This is a genomic window from Mucilaginibacter aureus, assembly GCF_053514885.1.
This window is the reverse complement of record NZ_CP170601.1, coordinates 3,203,159-3,223,364: the sequence shown is the minus strand read 5'-3', so window position 1 is coordinate 3,223,364 and position 20,206 is coordinate 3,203,159. Positions and strand designations below refer to the sequence as shown.

General features: G+C 43.3%; 17 protein-coding genes. 11 read left to right on the top strand and 6 right to left on the bottom strand.

Annotated elements, in window-relative coordinates:
* Positions 1–4 precede the first annotated feature (4 nt).
* Positions 5–1,210: a mannonate dehydratase gene (gene uxuA / locus ACFGVR_RS13770; protein ID WP_448697872.1), complete on the bottom strand. Its 1,206-nt coding sequence runs from the start codon at positions 1,208–1,210 to the stop codon at positions 5–7.
* A gap of 150 nt (positions 1,211–1,360) precedes the next feature.
* Between uxuA and ACFGVR_RS13765 the strand changes: the two genes are divergently transcribed.
* Positions 1,361–2,089: a GDSL-type esterase/lipase family protein gene (locus tag ACFGVR_RS13765; RefSeq protein WP_448697871.1), complete on the top strand. Its 729-nt coding sequence runs from the start codon at positions 1,361–1,363 to the stop codon at positions 2,087–2,089.
* A 19-nt stretch (positions 2,090–2,108) separates the two neighbouring features.
* Here ACFGVR_RS13765 and ACFGVR_RS13760 read toward each other — a convergent pair whose 3' ends face one another.
* Positions 2,109–2,723: a hypothetical protein gene (locus tag ACFGVR_RS13760; RefSeq protein ID WP_448697870.1), complete on the bottom strand. Its 615-nt coding sequence runs from the start codon at positions 2,721–2,723 to the stop codon at positions 2,109–2,111.
* Positions 2,724–2,858: 135 nt separating this feature from the next.
* The gene (locus tag ACFGVR_RS13755) at positions 2,859–4,397 is read right to left on the bottom strand and encodes a hypothetical protein (protein ID WP_448697869.1); all 1,539 of its coding nucleotides are present in this window, start codon (positions 4,395–4,397) and stop codon (positions 2,859–2,861) included.
* Positions 4,398–4,678: 281 nt separating this feature from the next.
* On the opposite strand from ACFGVR_RS13755, the gene ACFGVR_RS13750 reads away from it, so the two are divergent.
* Positions 4,679–6,073 (top strand): hypothetical protein, encoded by a 1,395-nt coding sequence (locus ACFGVR_RS13750; RefSeq protein WP_448697868.1) that lies wholly within the window; start codon positions 4,679–4,681, stop codon positions 6,071–6,073.
* Between the two features lie 124 nt (positions 6,074–6,197).
* The gene (locus tag ACFGVR_RS13745) at positions 6,198–8,684 is read left to right on the top strand and encodes a mechanosensitive ion channel family protein (RefSeq protein WP_448697867.1); all 2,487 of its coding nucleotides are present in this window, start codon (positions 6,198–6,200) and stop codon (positions 8,682–8,684) included.
* Between the two features lie 122 nt (positions 8,685–8,806).
* Here the strand turns inward: ACFGVR_RS13745 and ACFGVR_RS13740 are convergent, their stop codons facing one another.
* From ACFGVR_RS13740 to ACFGVR_RS13730, 3 genes are all read right to left on the bottom strand, one after another.
* Complete coding sequence (locus ACFGVR_RS13740) at positions 8,807–9,454, bottom strand: hypothetical protein (protein ID WP_448697866.1); 648 nt, start codon at positions 9,452–9,454, stop codon at positions 8,807–8,809.
* A gap of 84 nt (positions 9,455–9,538) precedes the next feature.
* Positions 9,539–10,150 carry an outer membrane beta-barrel protein gene (locus tag ACFGVR_RS13735; protein WP_448697865.1) on the bottom strand — a complete coding sequence of 204 codons (612 nt, stop codon included), beginning with the start codon at positions 10,148–10,150 and terminating at the stop codon, positions 9,539–9,541.
* Positions 10,151–10,183: 33 nt separating this feature from the next.
* The gene (locus ACFGVR_RS13730) at positions 10,184–10,813 is read right to left on the bottom strand and encodes a DUF4136 domain-containing protein (protein ID WP_448697864.1); all 630 of its coding nucleotides are present in this window, start codon (positions 10,811–10,813) and stop codon (positions 10,184–10,186) included.
* Between the two features lie 538 nt (positions 10,814–11,351).
* Here ACFGVR_RS13730 and ACFGVR_RS13725 point away from each other — a divergent pair.
* The 8 genes from ACFGVR_RS13725 to ACFGVR_RS13690 all read left to right on the top strand — a co-directional run bounded on the left by ACFGVR_RS13725 (position 11,352) and on the right by ACFGVR_RS13690 (position 20,190).
* Complete coding sequence (locus ACFGVR_RS13725) at positions 11,352–12,212, top strand: OmpA/MotB family protein (RefSeq protein ID WP_448697863.1); 861 nt, start codon at positions 11,352–11,354, stop codon at positions 12,210–12,212.
* Between the two features lie 441 nt (positions 12,213–12,653).
* Positions 12,654–13,862 carry a DcaP family trimeric outer membrane transporter gene (locus tag ACFGVR_RS13720; RefSeq protein ID WP_448697862.1) on the top strand — a complete coding sequence of 403 codons (1,209 nt, stop codon included), beginning with the start codon at positions 12,654–12,656 and terminating at the stop codon, positions 13,860–13,862.
* A gap of 32 nt (positions 13,863–13,894) precedes the next feature.
* The gene (glsA, locus tag ACFGVR_RS13715) at positions 13,895–14,920 is read left to right on the top strand and encodes a glutaminase A (RefSeq protein WP_448697861.1); all 1,026 of its coding nucleotides are present in this window, start codon (positions 13,895–13,897) and stop codon (positions 14,918–14,920) included.
* Positions 14,921–15,018: 98 nt separating this feature from the next.
* The gene (locus ACFGVR_RS13710; protein WP_448697860.1) at positions 15,019–15,393 is read left to right on the top strand and encodes a hypothetical protein; all 375 of its coding nucleotides are present in this window, start codon (positions 15,019–15,021) and stop codon (positions 15,391–15,393) included.
* 239 nt (positions 15,394–15,632) lie between these two features.
* Positions 15,633–16,253: a hypothetical protein gene (locus tag ACFGVR_RS13705; protein WP_448697859.1), complete on the top strand. Its 621-nt coding sequence runs from the start codon at positions 15,633–15,635 to the stop codon at positions 16,251–16,253.
* A gap of 121 nt (positions 16,254–16,374) precedes the next feature.
* Positions 16,375–17,508: an amidohydrolase family protein gene (locus ACFGVR_RS13700; RefSeq protein WP_448697858.1), complete on the top strand. Its 1,134-nt coding sequence runs from the start codon at positions 16,375–16,377 to the stop codon at positions 17,506–17,508.
* A 44-nt stretch (positions 17,509–17,552) separates the two neighbouring features.
* Positions 17,553–18,854, top strand: a complete 1,302-nt coding sequence (locus ACFGVR_RS13695; protein WP_448697857.1) for a hypothetical protein — start codon at positions 17,553–17,555, stop codon at positions 18,852–18,854.
* 34 nt (positions 18,855–18,888) lie between these two features.
* The gene (locus ACFGVR_RS13690; protein ID WP_448697856.1) at positions 18,889–20,190 is read left to right on the top strand and encodes a hypothetical protein; all 1,302 of its coding nucleotides are present in this window, start codon (positions 18,889–18,891) and stop codon (positions 20,188–20,190) included.
* Positions 20,191–20,206 lie beyond the last annotated feature (16 nt).

Below are 20,206 nucleotides of genomic sequence, written 5' to 3'. Positions count from 1 at the left end.
TTTCTTAATAATTTAATGATCTGGCAATCCCCAGTTCCAACCCACGCAGCTCTGCCAAACCGCGTAGCCTGCCAATACCCGAATAGCCCGGGTTGGTTTTCTTTTTCAGGTCATCCAGCATCTGGTGACCATGATCGGGGCGCATAGCAATGCTAATTTTACGCTCCTGCATTACATGCAGCAGTTCTTTAACAACACTGTACATATCTACGTCGCCTTCCAGGTGGTTATCTTCGTAAAAATCGCCAAACTGGTTACGGCGGGTACTACGCAAATGGATAAAGTTAATACGCTCGCCAAATTGCTTTACCATGGCCGGCAGGTTGTTATCGGGCCTAACCCCGAACGAGCCTGTACAAAAGCACAAGCCGTTATTTAACGATGGTACAGCTGCAGCCAAAGCTTCAATATCGCCGGCAGTGCTCACTACGCGTGGTAAACCTAAAATGGCATACGGCGGATCGTCCGGGTGGATCACCATTTTAACACCATGCTCATCGGCAACGGGGATAACCTGCTGTAAAAAGTAAATGAGGTTGCTGCGCAACTTAGCCGCATCAATTCCTTTATAAGCATCCAGCGCAAGCTGAAACTGCTCAACGGTAAAACTCTCTTCGCTTCCCGGCAAACCGGCAATAATGTTACGCTCAAGTAGTTTTTTATCTTCATCGTTCATGCCTGCAAAACGTGCTTTGGCACGTTCCAGCTCTTCGGCAGTATAATCGGCTTCGGCATCTTTACGCTTCAAAATAAATACATCAAAAGCGATAAAGGCAGCTTTTTCAAAACGAAGGGCTTTAGAGCCATCCTCAACTTCGTAAGCCAGGTCGGTACGTGTCCAGTCAAGCACGGGCATAAAATTGTAGGTAACTACGTTTACCCCGCAATGCGCCAGGTTAATAATGCTTTGCTTATAATTTTCGATGTATTGCTCAAAACCCGCTGTTTGTGTTTTAATAGCCTCGTGTACCGGTACGCTTTCAACCACATCCCAGTTTAAGCCGGCGGCTTCAACCAGGGCCTGGCGTTTTTTTATTTCTTCAACGCTCCAAACCACGCCGTTGGGTATGTGGTGCAATGCAGTTACTACGCCGCTGCAACCAGCCTGGCGGATATCGGCTAAACTTACGGGATCATTGGGGCCATACCAGCGCATGGTTTGCACCATATTAAAACCGGTAGCCTGTGTTTTATCTTGAGCAATATTCATTTTTTTATAAAGGGTATAAGCGGCGCTAAAAATAGGAAATTGGTTTGCAATATGCCCAACTTAGTTTACATTAAACTGAATATATTTAAGTGTAAAAAGCACATTTACCAATCATTTTTAGGCCATGCAAATTTGCCTATCCGGTATTTTATGGCTATATTTAACTCTTTAACCAATTCAATTTATCACCCGATAAGCCCTAAAACATTGAAATATTTCTTACAATTCCCCCCCCTGTTATTTTTGTTCATCGCGTTAAACAACCCGGTGCACGCGCAGCAAAAACCAGTTCCCTTTGCAAGTGAGCTTAAAGCTTTTCACATTAAGGATAGTCTTAATATGCCGCCTAAAGATGGCTATGTGTTTATCGGCAGTTCGTCGGTACGTAAATGGGATGATTTTGAAACGCGTTTCCCTAATCCAAAATTGATACGCCGGGGTATTGGCGGCTCTACACTGGCCCAGTTTGTTGATTACTACATGCCTTACGTGGTATTTCCGTACGAGCCGGCTAAACTGTTTGTATACGTTGGCGAAAACGACATTGCCTTTGGTGCAACGGCGGAGCAATTAATGGCGAATTACAAAAAACTAACCGAACTGGTTAAGGCCCGGTCGCCTAAAACCGTCATTTATCTGATGTCGGTAAAATACAGTCCCAGCCGTGCTAAGTTCAGTCCGGTGGTTAAGCAAACCAATACCTTGCTCAAGGCTTATGTTGAGCAACATAAAGAACTGCACTATGTTAATGTTACCGATTGTTTGCTGGTAAGCGATGAGCACTCTGACCCATCGCTTTTTTTAAGTGATATGCTGCATTTGAACAGTAAAGGTTACGACCGCTGGGCGCAGGTTCTACGGCCTTATTTTATGGAGTAACAGCCTTATTCAGTCCGGGTTAATCCAGTCCCTGAGTTATGGTCCAGGTATTATCTTTATTGAGCGTAGCATTCATCGAAAATATACCATGCGGAAAAACGATCTGTACTTCGTTATCTATTTCGGACTGGTTTAGTACCTGGCCCTGATTAATGTTGCCGAATGTTATCCAATACTCCGATTTTGGCGAAAATAAGAAAGTCATGTTGGGCTGCGCCTGCACGGCAAACGTACCCGAACCCGACATGCCTATACCTACGCTGGCCTGGTTAATTGCAGTAGTATTGTCGGACGTGATGCTCAGCATACCTTGCTGATGCCAGTTTTTTTGTTCTCTAAATTTGTAATTTCCATCGTCTTTGGTAACTGTAACCGCATTACTTTCTGTCATGCTGGTCTTTAATGCTTCTCCGGCATTAAAGATCAGGCCTGGTTTCAGCGCGCCGGTTTTGGCCCAGAAAAAATAATAATCGGTGTTCCAGGAAATTGGAACCTTCGAATTCGGGTCTGCATGCCGTGCAAGCCATGCGAGCGAAAAAACGTCAGGATTAGGACTGTCGGGTTTTTTCTGAAATACGCAAAAATTACCTGGTGAAGTGGAATTGTTCACAAAATTGATCGTGTAAGTTGCCATGATTGGGATTGATTTTGATTTATAAAAACATTAAAAACTGATTTTTATATTCACAGCGATTGCTATTCTAAAATACAAAAACACAATTGATAATATCAATAATAATCAACAATATATCTCAATCATAACATAAATCTAATACCCGATATTCTTTAACGCCTGTGCTCCCAATCTTTCCTTTAATTGTGTAAGGTATAAGCTTTGCGGCGCAACCGGTTTATTTTGCGAATCTATGATCCCATCGGGTAATATGGGGTTTGTTTTTTCAAAAGGCATCGCTTTATGCTCAACATCACCCTTGCAACCGATGAGCCAGTTTTGCGAACCCGGAGGCATTTGGTTTAAAAAGTTTTTGGCGGTACAGTTCCACGCTACGGCCCAGCCTATGGCCCAGCCATGGCCCGAGCCCATTTCGCCACGGTTCATAAACTCTATACCACCGCCGGGAACCTGGCAATTATCAACCAGCAAGCCTGTTGCCCAGCGCTGGTGCGGCTGTATCCAGCCGCCGCCTTTAAATACGCAGTTAAGCAGCACTACCGGCCCCGAAACCTTCGGACCGGTTGCCAGGTAAAATACATTATCGCCCGCTATGGTACATTTATTAAACAGCACCTGACTGCCGCTGCCGTTCAGATCCGCCGGTTTTGCCGAACCAAGGGTTGCTACATCGTGTATAATGCTTAAATTATCCACAGTGATACGTTTGCCTGTAATACTTACGCTGTTAACAGTATTAAACAGCTCCATATTGCGGATCCACCCGTCGACTATACCGCCCATATTAATGCCGCTGTTATGGCCCTGGGTTATGGTTACAGATTGTGGCACTGATACAATACGAAAGTTTTCGATACCTATCTTCGATTGCTCGTCAACGATGTTTACTTTTTGCACGGCTACAGATCCGGTATATTTTGCGTCGTACGAATCGCTGAGCGGCACGGTAACTGTGATGCTGTTGCCCGATACTTTTTCGATAACCCGATCCGTGATGATATCGCCATTTACCCAGGTTTCTTTTTTACCATCGCGCACCAGGTTATCCATTCCCATAAAGGCAAGCCATTGGGGCGTTACCTTGCGGATGATCTGGATAACGTCGCCTGCAGCAAAACCATCCGCACCTGCAACGTTAAACGTTTTGGCTGCCGATGGCACATAGGCATCGGCCAGGGTTGTTTTTGGGCCGGCAGGGTTTACAACAGGGCGTACACGTACGGCAACACATACATGCGGATCGCCTGTCATATTAATAACCGTACCTTTTTCACCCGAACCTGATCCGCGCAGTACTACTCCGCTTACGTTGATATTGATAGTTTTTGAGCAATCGAACTTACCGGCGCTTAACAACACCGCTCCGCGGAAACCATTAACCAAAGGCATTTTACCAGCCTGGTCGATAGCGCTTTGTATGGCTTCAGCATTATCGCCGTCAACAGGGTTCAAGGTTACTTTTACCGCTACATCCGGTATAGAAACCCCGCCGCCCATGTACCCCGCGCTCGAAAAATCCATAATCTTATCGCCTGCGGGTAAAGCTTTGTATACCAGTTTGCCGTCGGCGCCGGCGTAAACCCACTCACTTTTTTGTGCATAGGCCATCGTCCCCGCAAGGGTAAAGGCACAACATAAAAGGCATTTGGTTAATGTTAAGGATAGTAGTTTCATAGCTGATAATGAATTAGTTTACGCTTTTGCGGACACAGGCAATTATCAAATAAATTGGTTTGTTTTTGGCAGTTCAATTTAGCTTTTTATTATGCAATATTAGCATATGGCAGCATAAAGCCGAAGGCAAATAGCACGCTCTGCCTCATAACAGTACAGGATGCATAATCAGTTCATTAGCCTGATATTGGTAATGCGTTAGCCAGCGCTTATAAACCAGTTTTACCGATATTAATATCTGCAATGTTCAGTATTTGATATTGAAACTTTATAACCTTGTTATGAAAAACAAATTTGTACTTAACCTCGTCTTTTGCTTTATCCTTACAGGCGCATTTGCCCAGATCGGCACCCGCTTCCCATCCGAAAAAAAGATAGTTAAAGACCCTGTAACCGGCACTATGCTTACCTTTTTAACCAGCAAACCGGCCGGCGATTCAAAAATATACCAAACCCACCCGCAATGGACGTCGGACGGGCAGTGGCTGGTATTTCGCTCAAACCGGGTAAAGGGCGAGGCTATGGCCGTTAACGAAAAAACAGGCGACATTGTGCAGATAACTGAGGGCGGTTATACCGGTATGTTGTGCCTGGCGCGCAAATCAATGCACCTGTACTTTCAGCGCTATGCAGGCGAGCGTGGTGATGGTAATGCATCGGGCACCCCGGGCAGGCGCACAGCCACTGCCCTGCAAATCTGGGATGTTGACCTGGGCAAAGTATTTGCCGATAGTAAAGCCGGTAAAATGAAACCGGCAGATAACTACCAGCGTTTGTGTGGCACCATTCCGGCCGAAATGAACCCCGGCAGCGACATGGCTTTAGACGCCGACGAGCAGGTGGTGTACGGCCGCGTAGGTAAAGTTGAAGCCGCCAAACACCTGACCGCCGATGCCAGGATCGAGCCAGCCTTCGGGCCGCGCAATATGGGTGCCGGGCCGGCAGGATTGATCAGTATGAACATCCATACCGGCGAGATCAAATACATTACGTCGGTTCCTTTCCAGATTGGGCATATCCAGGTTAATCCCTGGGTACCCGGCGAAATTATTTTTTGCTGGGAAACTGGCGGTAAATCGCCGCAGCGCACCTGGACGGTTATGGGCGATGGCACGGGCCTGCGCCCGCTATACCCCGAAGCGCCTTACGAATGGGTAACCCACGAAGCCGTGATCACTAAAGATGAAGTTGCCATAGCCCTGATGGGTCATCGTAAGGTAGGCATACAACATACTGTTGCCACCACCGGCACTGAGTTTAAAGATGTAGCCAATCCGGTTAATCCCGGGCAGGAAGACGGCTGGGGTAACTCAGGCACCCGCGAAAAACCAACTGGCTTAGGCATAGTTAACCTGCGTACCCGCGAAATGGAGATCATAGGGCAAACACCAAGCGGCAGCGGCTTATGGCACGTTAACGGTTCGGCCGACGGGCGCTGGGCCGTAGGAGATGATTTTTCGAGAAGCATCTATTTGATAGATCGCCATACCCGCGAAATGCTGATGATCTCGACCGGGCATAAACCCACCGCCGCCGATCATCCCCATCCTACCTTTAGCCCGGATGGTACGCGGATAGAGATCGAATCGGCCATGCTGTCTGATGATAATAAGTCGATGAATATCTGCATTATCCCGTTACCGGAAAGTTGGCTAAAACGCAATTATGCCAAATAAGCCAAAAAAATCAGGTTCGTTTCACATTTTAAACTGCATCCACATAACCGGCAGGTAAAGGCTTTTTCCATTTCTAATGATCTTATCTTGTGTTATTTGATAGACATGTAACACTCCGATATTGATGAAAAAAGCGGTAATATTTCTTTTCCTGATATTATCAACTCTTGTTGTGGCAGCGCAGCATCCGGACAGCGGCTTTCTGAAAATGTCCGATACAAATTCTTTACTGAGGTCCGATTCCTTAAAAAGTACTATAGTAAAATCGATAAAGAAAATTGCAACAAACAAAAGTAAGCAAAGCCTGGCAAGATTTAAGGAAGATATTATCGCTACAAAACAGGATGGGCTGATAGACGATATCCTAAGGACAGCTCAGCAAGCCCGGAGCTATCTTAAAATCGGCATAGATACCACAAGTATTATTACTAATATCAATCAGGTTGCCAGTTTGTACGAGATTATTGGCGACGGAATTTTTACCAATAAAGGAACCGTGCAGACAAACAGAAACCTGGCAACTTCTTCCATCCTGTTTCACGAGGTATTAGATAAAACACTTGCTACCAAGCACATAGTAGACAAGTACTACAAAAATCTTGTAAATTTCCGTAATCGGTTAGACTCTCTTGGCAGCACCAGTATTTTGTATGAGTATCCATCAGACACCGTTCTGTTAGCTCAATATTTACAAAAACTGGAAGTAGCCTCCATGGACATCAATCCAACTATCGCAGCTTTAAAAAGCACATTGTTCAGGATCAAGGCAATACAAACAGGTATAAACTTTACTACAACCCGACTTTCTTCCCGCATAGAAGAACTTGATGCTTTTCAACAAAACTTAGTCGACAAAATTTATGACAGAGAGCTTCCAAATTTGGGCGGTGTTCCCCAAAACTACAGACCCTTTACAGAAATAGTTCGGTTTTCGTTAGTTAAGCTAAACCTGCTCATCTATTTTTACGCCCATAATAACAGGGTCGAAATTGGCATGCTGTTACTTCTTTTCATAGCTTCTGCAATTTTTCTGCGGTCGTTAAAACGGCAAATGATAGCCGGCGGGCTTTTAACTGATGATCTCACCAGTCAGTTAGTTTTTCGCTACCCCACGTTATCGGCTATACTTATCATTTCTACTGTATTTCAATTTATTTTTCCCAGGCCGCCTTTCATTTTTAGCGCCATATTGTGGACCATCTCATCGCTATCCCTGTTTGGTATTTTCCTCAATTATATAGCAAAATTTTGGATGCGCGCATATATCATCATGACCGTTCTTTTTCTGCTGGTATGCCTAGATAATCTGATCTTGCAGGCTTCGCGACCTGAAAGATGGATCATGCTGGTATTAGCTTCGGCAGGAGCTGTATTCGGCAGTTTTGTTTTGTTAAAAGGGAAAAAAGAAGAATTAAAAGATAACCGGATCCTTTATTTCGTGGGGGCATTTGTTGTTATCGAGCTCGCATCAGTTGTTTACAATATATGCGGGCGTTATAACCTGTCGAAAACACTACTTGGGGGTGGTTTTTTTAATGTGGTTATAGCTATTTTGTTTTTATGGGTGGTTAAGCTAACCGATCAGGCCCTTTCATGGGCATTTAATATATATAAGGTGCCTGAGAAGCGGTCGTTTTACGTTAATTTTAATCGTGTGGGCAGAAGATCGCCCTTTTTCTTTTATGTGTTGATGTTTGCAGGATGGGGCTATCTGCTCGGACGAAATTTTTACATATTCAGGTCAGTATTCATTACGATAAGAAACTTCTTAATCGCCCAAAAAACAGTTGGCAATTATTCTTTCAGCATATACAGCATCCTGGTGTTTTTTTTCATCATCATCTTATCTTCACTGATATCCAAAATCGTTTCATTCTTTGCTTCCGATAAATATGATGTGCCCGTTGGCAGCAACAAAACAGGCGGCAGCCTTACCAGCTGGCTTTTACTGATTCGTATTGCAATTATCTCAATTGGTTTATTTATCGCTTTCGCGGCGGCAGGAATACCTACCGACCGGATCACTATAATTTTAAGCGCATTAGGTGTTGGTATAGGATTTGGTTTGCAAACTTTAATAAACAACCTGGTAAGCGGTTTGATCATTTCATTCGAGCGGCCTGTAAACGTAGGAGACATTATAGAACTGGGAGATAAAGGAGGCATTATGAAATCAATTGGTTTTCGCAGCAGCATCATATCCACCTGGGACGGAGCTGATGTTATAATTCCCAATGGTGATCTGTTAAACCAACACCTTGTAAACTGGACCCTCGATAACCGGATCAGGCGCGTTGGGATTTCATTTGGTGTAGCATATGGTACCGACCTTGTTAAAACAAAAAAAATAATTGATAAGTTGATCGTTGCCGAGAAAAGAATACTGGAGGCACCGGCTCCCCTTACTGTTCTAAAAGAGCTGGGCAGCGGCGCTATTGCCGTGCAGATATATTTTTGGGTACGAAATATTGAAGAATGGACACTGGTGAAAAGTGATATAATAGCCGGGATTGACGCTCAATTCCGGAAAAATAAGATAGTGATCCCATTCCCCCAGGAAGAGGTTCATTTAAGATCGGTTATAAGCGAACCTAAGGATACCGCTAAATAATATATTGTTACTTAATTGGGCAAAGCGTCTGTGAGTTTTTTTTGTAAAATACCTGGGTTGTTTACCGTTTTATATTGGTGATATTTCATCCCAGGTACTTTACAATTAATGAGGTTTGCAGTTTATTTTGCTGCCGGAGGAGGCGCTACCAGCCCATCCTTAACAATCTGTTCTGTAATAGCTGTTTCATACCCCTTCAAAAAGTCTTCTAATGAGCTGGGATTATATGTTTGGGATTTGGCTGACCATACGAGGCTTTCGGTTTTTGCATCAAAAATATTTGTTTGCATGTAATATACCTTGTCTTCGGTATAGTATCCGGCCGAGTAAAAGCTGCCATATCCGTAACCATAGTAAGCACCAAACGATCCATAATAAGGCCCTACCGGTCCGGAACCCGGAACGTACCTGGTCTCGGTTTCCTTATTCACCATTGCAATTGTAAATATGCCATCGCAATTAGATGAACGAATTTTTGAAAGTACAACGTCCTTATCTTTGTCTTCTCCCGTTGAATGAAAATTGGGCGGAAAAGCATCTGAACTTTTAACGGTAACGATCCCTTTTGTACTCATATAACGCGCCAGCTCATTTTCAACTGTTTGGCGTACAGCCGCATTATCGGTAAGTGCCGATACAAATATTTTTTTGTATGATACGTGGCCTATGCCAGGTGCCTTATACGAACTCATAATTGAAGTGGATGTAGAACATGCGACACTGAACAATATCGCCATGAACACTAAATTGAGATATCCTAATTTTTTCATGATATTGGATTTAAATACTTGAATTTATTTTTACAATAAAAAACTACCATTGACAATACATTTTCATAATTTATAACTTTTTGGTTATCGGGCTGTAAACAAAAAGCCTACTGTAATGGGTATGTGAGATAGGTGATCAATATGAAAATCACTTTCGCTGTTGGTAGAATAATTATAGGCTACACTGATAAACCCACCCACGTTCGAGCTAAACATTGCAAAAGCCCCTGCTTCGGGCTTTACTACGAAGCCCCAGTTTTTGGAGTACACCGTATAAATATTGAAGTAGGCGTCCTGCTCGCTATATTCAGCGCCCATACCTATACCTACATATGGTTTTATCATTTTGCCTGCCAGGTAATAATGTATCGATGCGGTTATAGGCGCGGTGTATATATGCCTTACCATATCACTGGTTACTGAACCTGAGCCATCAGACTTTTCATAGGTTTGTTGTGGGAAATACTGGCTAAAAGAATTGAAACTGTTGCCAATGCCAACTGAAATATTGGGCTTGATCATGTAACGGTAATCAAAATTAAATCCCGACCAGCTGGTTGAGGTAAGATAATTGTTGTTGGTAGGTATAGCTACCTGATATCCAACAAAAAACAAGTTAGTTTTGACCGGAAACTGGCCCTGCGCGTATTTACAAAACCCTGTTAATAGGATGATGATGTATGCTAATTTCTTCATGATAATTGATATTAATTAATTAAAAAATACTTATTAGTTAGCTTTAAAATAAGGCGACTGCTTATAACCCTGGTTTATACCATTAACGCCTCTTGTAGTGTTGCTGGCTGATGATGAACCTACTACGCCAAAGGATACGCAATTCCATACGGCTGTATACTTGTGATTAGCACTTGCATTCTTTAAATCATAGGTATCTACAATTACGCTGCCTGTATCATAACTGTAATAGGTTGCAAACGGATAATAATAAGGATAATACCCGCCCCAGTACCAAGGGTTCCACCAGCCGTAATAACCATTCCACCAACCGGGATAAAACACAGTGGTGGTCACTTTAACCACTCCGATAGTTATGCCAAGATCCGGGTGATTCACTCTTGTTTTTTTCAAAAAGGTGTACCCTCTCGCATTCATATTGGTTTTAACCGCGTTAACGAGCTGGGCCGCATCAGAATTAAATAAAATTGTATCAGCTCCGCTCCCGCCCAAATTCACGATGGTATCCGATACATAATAAGTTTTGTAGCTATTAAAACTCGCTGTCTTATCAAAATTAGTCGCTACCACAAAATTGGTAGACAGCTCATCCAGATTTGGAGATTTAAGGCACGACGCAAATCCTATTGCGACTGCCATCATTAAAAAGATTGGCTTTTTCATAAAAGATTTATATTAATGATACTTGAACACTTTGTTTAATTGATATCCCTATTCCTAATATTACCTTCCTCAGAAATTTCGAATGAATCTCAGAGGCCTTTTTTCTGCCAAACAGGTGGTTGTCGCTATTTTTTTCCCGGTTACTATGGGTAGTGTTTAACCGTTGCAATTATGTAGGGGGAGTGCTTTGCAACTTGATCGGAGCATATCACCGGCACTTTTTAATCTAAGCCTTAATAGCAGTAGGCAAGGTAGAGCATTTTAGTGATACAAAATTTTAAGGCTTGTTTCATCATATAAAATGGAACAAGTTGAGTTGTTGCAAATTAAATTGAATAACAAATTGCAACAGCCTCATACGTAGATATTTAATATGAACAATCAAATTAACACTCGTCAATATTTTCGTGATTTTGAATAACCGATTCCGGTGTTGCCGGGCCGCGGGGGATACCGCTTTAAAAAAAACGCAACTTTGTATTGCGGCCGCTTTTGCTGCTAAGTAATTGTTTTTAAACTCATAACAAAAATTAACCTTATGAAACCTTTAATGTCAATCGCGATATTGATTGTTATCGCGTCATCATTCCAAAGCTGTGTTTCTAAAAAGAAATATCAGGAGTTGCAAACCAACTACAATAAGCTGGACAGTAGTGCACGTGCGTTGCGCAGTAAATACGACCTCTGCGGTCAAAACCTGGCTATCGCAACTAACAAAGTAGCAAGCCTGGAAGATCAGATCACAGCCGAGAGAGCCAATATGGCGCTTTTACAAGCTTCACTTGTAAAGTGCCTGGCCACAAGTAACCAGGGAAATGCAAATATTGCCAAGCTGGTTGACGAAATTTCTTCCTCAAATAAATATATACAGCAGCTTATAAATGCAAAAAATAAAAGCGACTCGCTCAACACCGTGCTAACAAATAATTTAACGCGCTCTTTAAGTCAATCGGAAATGAAGGACGTAGACGTGAAAGTGCTGAAAGGCGTGGTTTATATTTCCTTATCCGATAACATGCTTTATAAATCAGGCACCTATGGCATTTCTGAACATGCCTCGGAAACGTTAAGTAAGATTGCCAAAATCATTAGCGATTACAACACCTATGATGTGCTGATTGAGGGCAATACAGATAATGTACCCATTTCACAAAAGAACATTCGCAACAACTGGGATCTGAGCGCCTTACGTGCATCTTCGGTTGTACAGGCCCTGCAAAATAATTACCAGGTTGACCCCAAACGTTTGACTGCCGGAGGGCGCGGCGAATACAATCCGATTGCCGACAATAGCACTAATGAAGGGAAAACAAAGAACCGGCGAACTGAAATTATCATTACTCCAAAACTGGATCAGTTTATGGATCTGATCGGAAAAGGGCCTGAAAAGCAACAGTAATATATAAAATGCACGTTTGTGCTTAATCTGGTACCGCCGGTTTCATATTGATTCATATTTTATTTTGCAACCAGATACGCGCATGTTTTTAATTGCTAAATCAAATTTTGTCGCTCAATTTGAAATGTAAGTTTAAGCGAATTCTTTTTTCTAATACAAAATCAAATTGTAACTACCTATAAAAGCATAAGTTTTCGGGCCTGAAATTACCTGAAAGTTATAATTGAAAGTTATAATAAAGAAACGTTGCCCTGACGTATTGTATATCAACCCCGTTCTGTTTTAAGGTTTTATTTTGAAAAATGGTATGCGAAAGTAATTTGCCACCCTGAGTCCCCAAACACTCAATCGCACAACCAAAAATATTTTTAAATCGGCTCCCCCGTAGTTATTGAAGAGCATTTACGGACACATAAAATTTTAACATTAATCACTTTTACAATGAAATTAAAACTACTGTTAATTGCTGCGTTGTTGAGCGCGACTTTGAATGTCCTGGCACAGGAGGATTCAAAGGTGAAGTCACTCGAGGTTTATGGATTTGCGATGACCGACATGGGGTATAACTTTAAACAGATAGATCCGGATTGGTTTGATGCGTTACGCGTTACAAAACTGCCTACATATCGCAACCAGTTTGCACCGGATGGAACCGTTTTTTTCGGAATCCGCCAAAGCCGGTTAGGTGTTCGGGGGTGGACACAAACCCCACTGGGCGAATTAAAGACCCAGTTTGAAATTGATTTGTTTGGCTTAGGCACTCAATTAGGTGAAACCGGTATGCGCGTGCGTCACGTTTACGGCGAACTTGGTAAATTCCTGGTAGGTCAAACAAACACTCCGTTTATGGATGGAGATGTCTTTCCTAACACACTTGAATACTGGGGGCCAACCGGGATGGTCTTCTTTCGTAATGTACAAATCCGATATGCCCCGCTAAAAGGCGAGGATGAGGTATTTATTGCTCTTGAAAGACCAGGTGCCAGTGCTGATGGAGGTAGTTTTTCAGGCCGCACAGAGTTGGATAGTGTTAGAGGAGTGAACCATTTACCCGATTTTTCTGCACACTATATGCGGACCGGCAAATGGGGCCACGTGCAATTAGCGGGTATGCTAAGATCATTAAAATGGCAGGATATACATACCAAAGGCGGTTATGATCTTAGCGGAAGCACCGTGGGCTGGGGCCTGCACCTGAGTACGGTACTCAACTTTGATAAAGACAAAAACAATGTATTCCGTGGTTCTATAATTTATGGCGAAGGTGTAGAAAACTATATGAATGACGCGCCGGTAGATGTTGGAATTGTTAAGACAGGAAACACTTTTACGCCAATTACCGGCAAGGCCTTACCGGTTACCGGGATCGTAGCTTATTTTGAACACAACTGGTCGCCCAAACTGAGCACCGCCATTGGGTATTCAAGCACAACTATCAATAATACTGAATTTGCCTCTGCAAGCGCTTATAAGTTTGGGCAATACGCCAGCGTCAATGTTCTTTGTTCATCGGTCAAAAACTTCATGTTCGGCGGAGAACTGCAATATGGCGAGCGCACAGCTTTTAACGACTTTACTGCACATGATATAAAATTACAATTCGCTGTCAAGTATAATTTCTCACAGATTTTTTATACCGGTAAAAATTAAGATTGTCTAAACACTTTTTAAAATCAAAAATCATGAAAGGCTTATTTCGTATCACAAAAACGATGATCGTTTTGGTAATTACCATCATCAGTATGTTCAACGTAACCATATTGCGTGCCCAGTCAAAAGCCGATATTCAAACGGCGCTCAATGAGGCATACGATAAATTTAAGAACCTTAAAGAGGGCAAAAATGCCGACTACATTAAAGAACTGGCCAACGTTGATCCAAACATATTCGGAATTGCATTAGTTACAGCCGACGGGCAGGTATATACAAAAGGTGATATCAGTTCAATGGTCTCTATTCAGAGTGTGTCTAAAGTGTTCACTATGGCAAGAGTGCTGGAAGAGCAAGGCCCACAGGCTGTTGAGGATAAAATTGGAGTAGATGCAACCGGGTTGCGCTTCAACTCGATCGTCGCAGTTGAAGAGCATAGAGGAAAGGAGATCAATCCCCTGGTAAATCCCGGTGCTATTGCATCAACAAGTTTGATAGCCGGTACAGATTCTGCAGCCAAATGGAAAAGTGTACAGGATATTGAGAGCCAGTTTGCGGGCCGCACGCTTACTTTAAACTACCCTGTTTATGTAAGTGAGGCAGGCGATAATTTGCGAAACCAGGCAATTGCTCATTTGCTTTTGGCTTACGGCAGAATGTATTTTGACCCCGTGCAAGCCACCGATATTTATACCAAACAGTGTGCGCTAAATGTAAATGCAAAAGATTTAGCCATAATGGCTGGCACACTTGCAAACGGAGGTGTAAACCCTGTTACAAAAAAGAAAGTTGTTTCTACTAAAACCGTGGCCTACACGTTAGCGGTAATGGCCACAGCAGGTTTATATGACGATTCGGGCATCTGGCTCTTCAACTCCGGCCTTCCCGCTAAAAGTGGTGTAGGCGGAGGTTTGCTTGCTGTTTGTCCCGGTAAATTCGGCATCGCTGTTGTTTCGCCGCCTTTAGACGATGCAGGCAATAGTGTAAAAGCCCAAAAGGTGATAAGGTATGTGGTTGAAAAACTCGGCGTTAATCCTTACCTGGTACAGCCTAAATAATTAAGCAGATGTTCATTTTAATCTAATCTACCAATGTATAATACTATTATTATGCACCTGCTTAAAAAAAACAAAGATTACTATTCTTTTAGTACTGTTTGTGTTATGTCATTTGGGGGGAGTTTGCTCAGCTGGGGCAAACTCCCCTTGATGCTGATACACTTAAGGACACAACCGAAAATTTTGGCGTGCCTAAAGCTACTGCAAACCTGATCAACAAATATCCCGACCGGTTTCTTTTAGGTACCGACGAAGTAGCGCCTTCTGATCAGAAAAAATACCTCAAGATCTATTGCCTGTACAAACCGCTATTTGCGCAATTAACACCAGAGGTTAAACAAAAGCTTACAAAAGGTAATTACCAAAGGATATTTGACACCGGGCGGATAAAATTACGGGCATGGGAGAAGGCACATCTCAACGATAAAAAAGCAGCGCCCAGGCATACGCCGTCGTCCGGAGCGAAGCTATAATTAAAAGCTTAAGCGGAGTGGTATTGACTTGGTTTTTTATACTTAATAAGCCAAATTATCCTCGCTCACCCCTACCTGGTGCATATTTCAATATGGAACGAAATACGTTTTTATTTCCATCGTAAGTTCAAAGTTTATCAATCATTTTGTGAGGTATTTCGGCCTTATTTCTTTTTAAGGGCAACCTAAATGCATATACATACATAAATCATTAATCACTTTTACCAATTTATTTAACCATGAAAAAATTTAGTATTATAATATTGACCTTCCTTTTTGCTGTTAACAGCCAATCTAAAGCGCAAACTATTTCTCTTACTCCGTATGGCGGATACACCTTTCAGGATAAGTTGAATTTTGGTAATGCTTACGCGTTGATCCGTGATGGTTTTATGTGGGGAGTATCGGCAGAAGGAATTGGCCCCAATGGTCAGGCGGTAGAATTACTTTATCAATATCAATCTACCCACTTTCCGGTTTATAATTATTCAGGAACGGGCGAGATCGCGGTAAACCCCGACAACAATAGTGGTGTTATTTCATATCTCATATTAAATGGGAACCAGTATTTCAAAGTTAATCCAAAAGTGATCCCGTATTTCGGTGCAGGCGGAGGTGTGGCTTTTGTAAGTGTAAACTCCGGCAGCTCGAGTGCCGGATTTGCCTGGGATGTGAAGACAGGAGTAAAAATAAAATCAGGCAAGTCAGTGTCATTTAAATTAGGAGCCCAGCTGATGAGTGCCTTAACTCAGGGAGGAACCACTTATTACTATCCGGGATATCCGTATGGCTACAGTACATACGCCACAATATGGCAGTTTAGCTTTACCGGTGGTATCGCTTTTGATTTCGGTCGTTGATAACATAAAGTTCTATACGCGTAAATTAATCAAAATGAAAACGACATCATTTTTAAAGTCACTGATGCTATCAGTAATAGTTTTATTAACGTTCGTGATGAGAGTTGCAATACTCACAAAAATGAAGAGCATACGACTGATCTTATACAGCCAATTAATATTGATCATGCTGCTTGCCCAAACAGGTATCTCTGTTGGGCAAAGCAGCTCTTCAAACGATCAGCAATATTTATTTAACGACAGCCATTTCCATCTCACCAATTATATACAGGAAGGCATCACCGCGAAAAGGTTCGTGCAAATAATGGGTAACAAAGCCGGCCGGTCCACTTTATTCGGGATACCGTTGCAGCAACAATGGTCGTTCCAAAATACGGGCGCTACCAACGGGCCTACCTATTACCTCCAGTCGGATGCTCCTTTATACTATTACTCCTTTACGGATGCTTATATCGCCATGCAGTATAGGTCGCTCACAAAGGCCCAGCAAGATCGCCTGGATCCGATGATCACCGGCTTCAACCCGGCTGATATGTATGCAGCGAGGCATATTGAACGGGTGCTGCGCACTTTTCCGGGTGTTTTTACCGGGATTGGTGAGTTCTCGATCCATAAGGAGTTCGTTTCATCAAAAGTAGCGGGCGAAGTAGCAAGTTTGACCAACCCCGCAGTAGACAGTGTACTGACCTTTGCAGGAAAGGTTGGTTTGGTGGTAGTTATCCATAATGATATGGATATCCCTATGGCAAAACCCAATACCGAGCCTGTTTATCTTACTCAAATGAAGGCCCTGTTAAAACGACATCCCGAAACCACCATCATCTGGGCACATATCGGCCTAGGCCGGGTGGTGCATCCCGTTGGGTATGGAGAATCTTCGACCGCGGAGAATGGTGGAAGATCGCCAAGGCACATCGACATCGTAAAAGATATCTTAGATGACCCGGCCTTTTCGCATGTATATTTTGATATATCGTGGGATGAAGTAGCTAAATATATTGTGGCCAGTCCGCAAACCGTTGCGGCCTGTACCGAGCTGATGAATAAATATCCCGATCGCTTTTTATTCGGTACAGATGTGGTGGCACCGCCCGATCAAAACTTTTATATGGGTGTTTATAACATGTATGCCCCGCTTTGGAAGTCGCTTAGCCCAACAACAAGCGAAAAAATAAGAAAACAAAACTATATAAGGCTTTTTGATGCTGCTCGCAAAAAAGTACGTGCCTGGGAAGCTGCAAATATTATGCAATAAGATATCCGAAGAAATAGTATCAGACCATCATTGAAAACTTTATCATGAAACTAAAAACGCTACCATTTTTTGCATCAATACTGATCATAAGCTGCAGCACGGTATTTGCACAAGTTAACTCGAACATGCCGGATGATACTTTAACAGTAACAGGTGTAGAAGCGGTCCACCCTCCCGGCTCTGGTTTTCAGCTTGTGAAGACCAAGATCGCATCACTTAGCCTTAATATTCTTGCCACCCAGCGTTATTTAAATCAAACGGCGATCGAAGACACTTATACCGATGCTTTCGGACGCACCTTTAACCTTAAAAAACGCCAGGAGATCCAATTTCAAAAAGTGAACGTGTCTCTGAGGGGCTTTTTATTAGATCCGAAATTCAGATATACTGTATTCTTCTGGAGCGCAAATGCAACCCAGGGTCAGGGCGCACAGGTTGTTATTGCCGGCAACATGCAGTATATGTTCAATAAGCATATCAGCCTGGGAGCGGGTGTAAGTCCCCTGCCTACGGTTCGTTCGTTGTTTGGCCAATTCCCCTTCTGGCTGCGCCAGGATGCAAGGCCAATGGCCGATGAGTACTTCAGGGGTTCGTTCTCTCAAGGTGTATTTATACAGGGCAACATAGCCGGCGGGTTGAACTACAAATCGATGTTGGCTAATAACCTGAGCGCGTTAGGCGTTGATGCGGGACAATTGAATAATGGACTTAACACCTGGAGCACGGCATTATGGTGGTTGAGCGAAGACTACGGAGCTTTGGCACCCTATGGCGATTTTGAAAAGCATACTCATTTAGCATCAATGTTCGGAAGTTCGTATACAACGAGCGGTGAAACAGCACAATCACAGCCAGGTTCCGACGCTCCGGAAAACAGCCAGATCAGGTTATCTGATGGTACATCCCTTTTCGGTATCAATTCTTTGGCGCCTGGCACACAGGTGTTATCGGCCCAATATCAAATGTGGTCGATCTACGGTGGTGTAAAATACAAAGGTTTTTCGCTTGATGGCGAACTTTTTATGCGATGGGTGTCCAAAATGCAGGTTAATGGTGTTATCCCTGTTTCAAATCTTTATGATAATGGGTTCACTCTTCAAGGGTCGGCAATGCTCATTAACAAAACTCTGCAATTCTATACAACATGGTCATACATCAACGGGCAATACGGCAAACCTTTAGAAAAAAACTTCGGGCTTAATTATCTTCCGTTCCATTCGCGCACCTTCAGGATCAACCCCGAAGTGATGATCGAGGACAGGGTGCCTGTAGGTTACCTTTCTTATCCTACAGTAATAGGTGCTAAAGGGCCCATTTACATGATCAATTTGGAAGTTTTCTATTAAGCGACCGGCCTGCCTATGTAATAAACTCAGTAATATGAAACCCACTTTCTGCCTTTCTTTTTCACTGCTCATTGTTCTCTTCAGTAGCCGGGCACTGGCGCAGATCGCGGCTAACCCGCCCGACGATAGTACGGTAGTACACCAGTCAGGGAAGGCACATACACCAGGTGCAGGTTTTTTGATCATCAACAGTAAAGATGCCACACTTTCCTTTTCACCCTACGTAACTTTTCGCTATTTGAACCAGAAGGGACTGGATGACAATTATACCGACTATTTTGGCCGTACTTATAATATAAGTAAGCGTAACGATATGCAATTGCAAAAAGTAACGCTTTATTTTAAGGGTTGGCTGGCGGATCCCGCGTTCAGGTATTTTGTTTACGTGTGGACCTCCAATACAAGCCAGGGCCAGGGGGCGCAGGTTGTTATCGGTGGTAATTTGCAGTACCAGATCAATAAGCATTTCGACTTTGGCGCGGGTATCGGCCCGTTACCTACCAGCCGCTCGTTATATGGCCAGTGGCCGTTCTGGCTCCGCCAGGATGCCAGGCCCATGACCGAGGAGTTTTTTAGAGGATCATTCACCACCGGCGTATGGATGCAGGGCGATATTGTTGAAGGCCTGCATTACAAAACCATGTTGGGCAACAACCTGAGCCAACTGGGTGTTGATGCCGGGCAGTTGGATAATGGCGTGAATACCTGGAGCACGGCCCTATGGTGGACGAGCCACGATTATGGCAAACTGGGACTTTACGGCGACCTTGAGAACCATGATAAGCTATCCGGAATCTTTGGAGGATCATTCACTACAAGTAACGAAACGCGTCAATCGCAGCCAGGTACCGAAGCGCCCGAAAATTCGCAGATACGATTATCTGATGGTACAGGTATTTTCAATGTAAATGCCTTTGGCCCCAACTCACAGATCCAGTCGGCGCATTACCAGATGGCCTCATTCAATGGAGGTATCAAGATCAAAGGCTTTTCGTTAGATGCAGAATATTTTATGCGATGGATCTCGGGGTTCAAGTATACAGGGACGATCGCTGTTCATGATCTTTTTGATAGCGGCTTTACCACCCAGGCTTCAATGATGGTAGTGAACAAAAGCCTGCAAATTTATGGTACCGGATCATACCTGAACGGGCAATACGGGAAACCTTCGGAGATAACTGCCGGCCTTAACTGGTATGTTTTTAAAACACGGCTTTTCAGGGTAAACCCCGAAGTGATGTTCGAGAAACATTCGCCGGTAGGTTACCTGTCGTATCCAACTGTAGTTGGCGCTAACGGTACCGTTTTTATGGTGAATTTAGAATTGTTCTATTAATGAGGAAATCTACGTT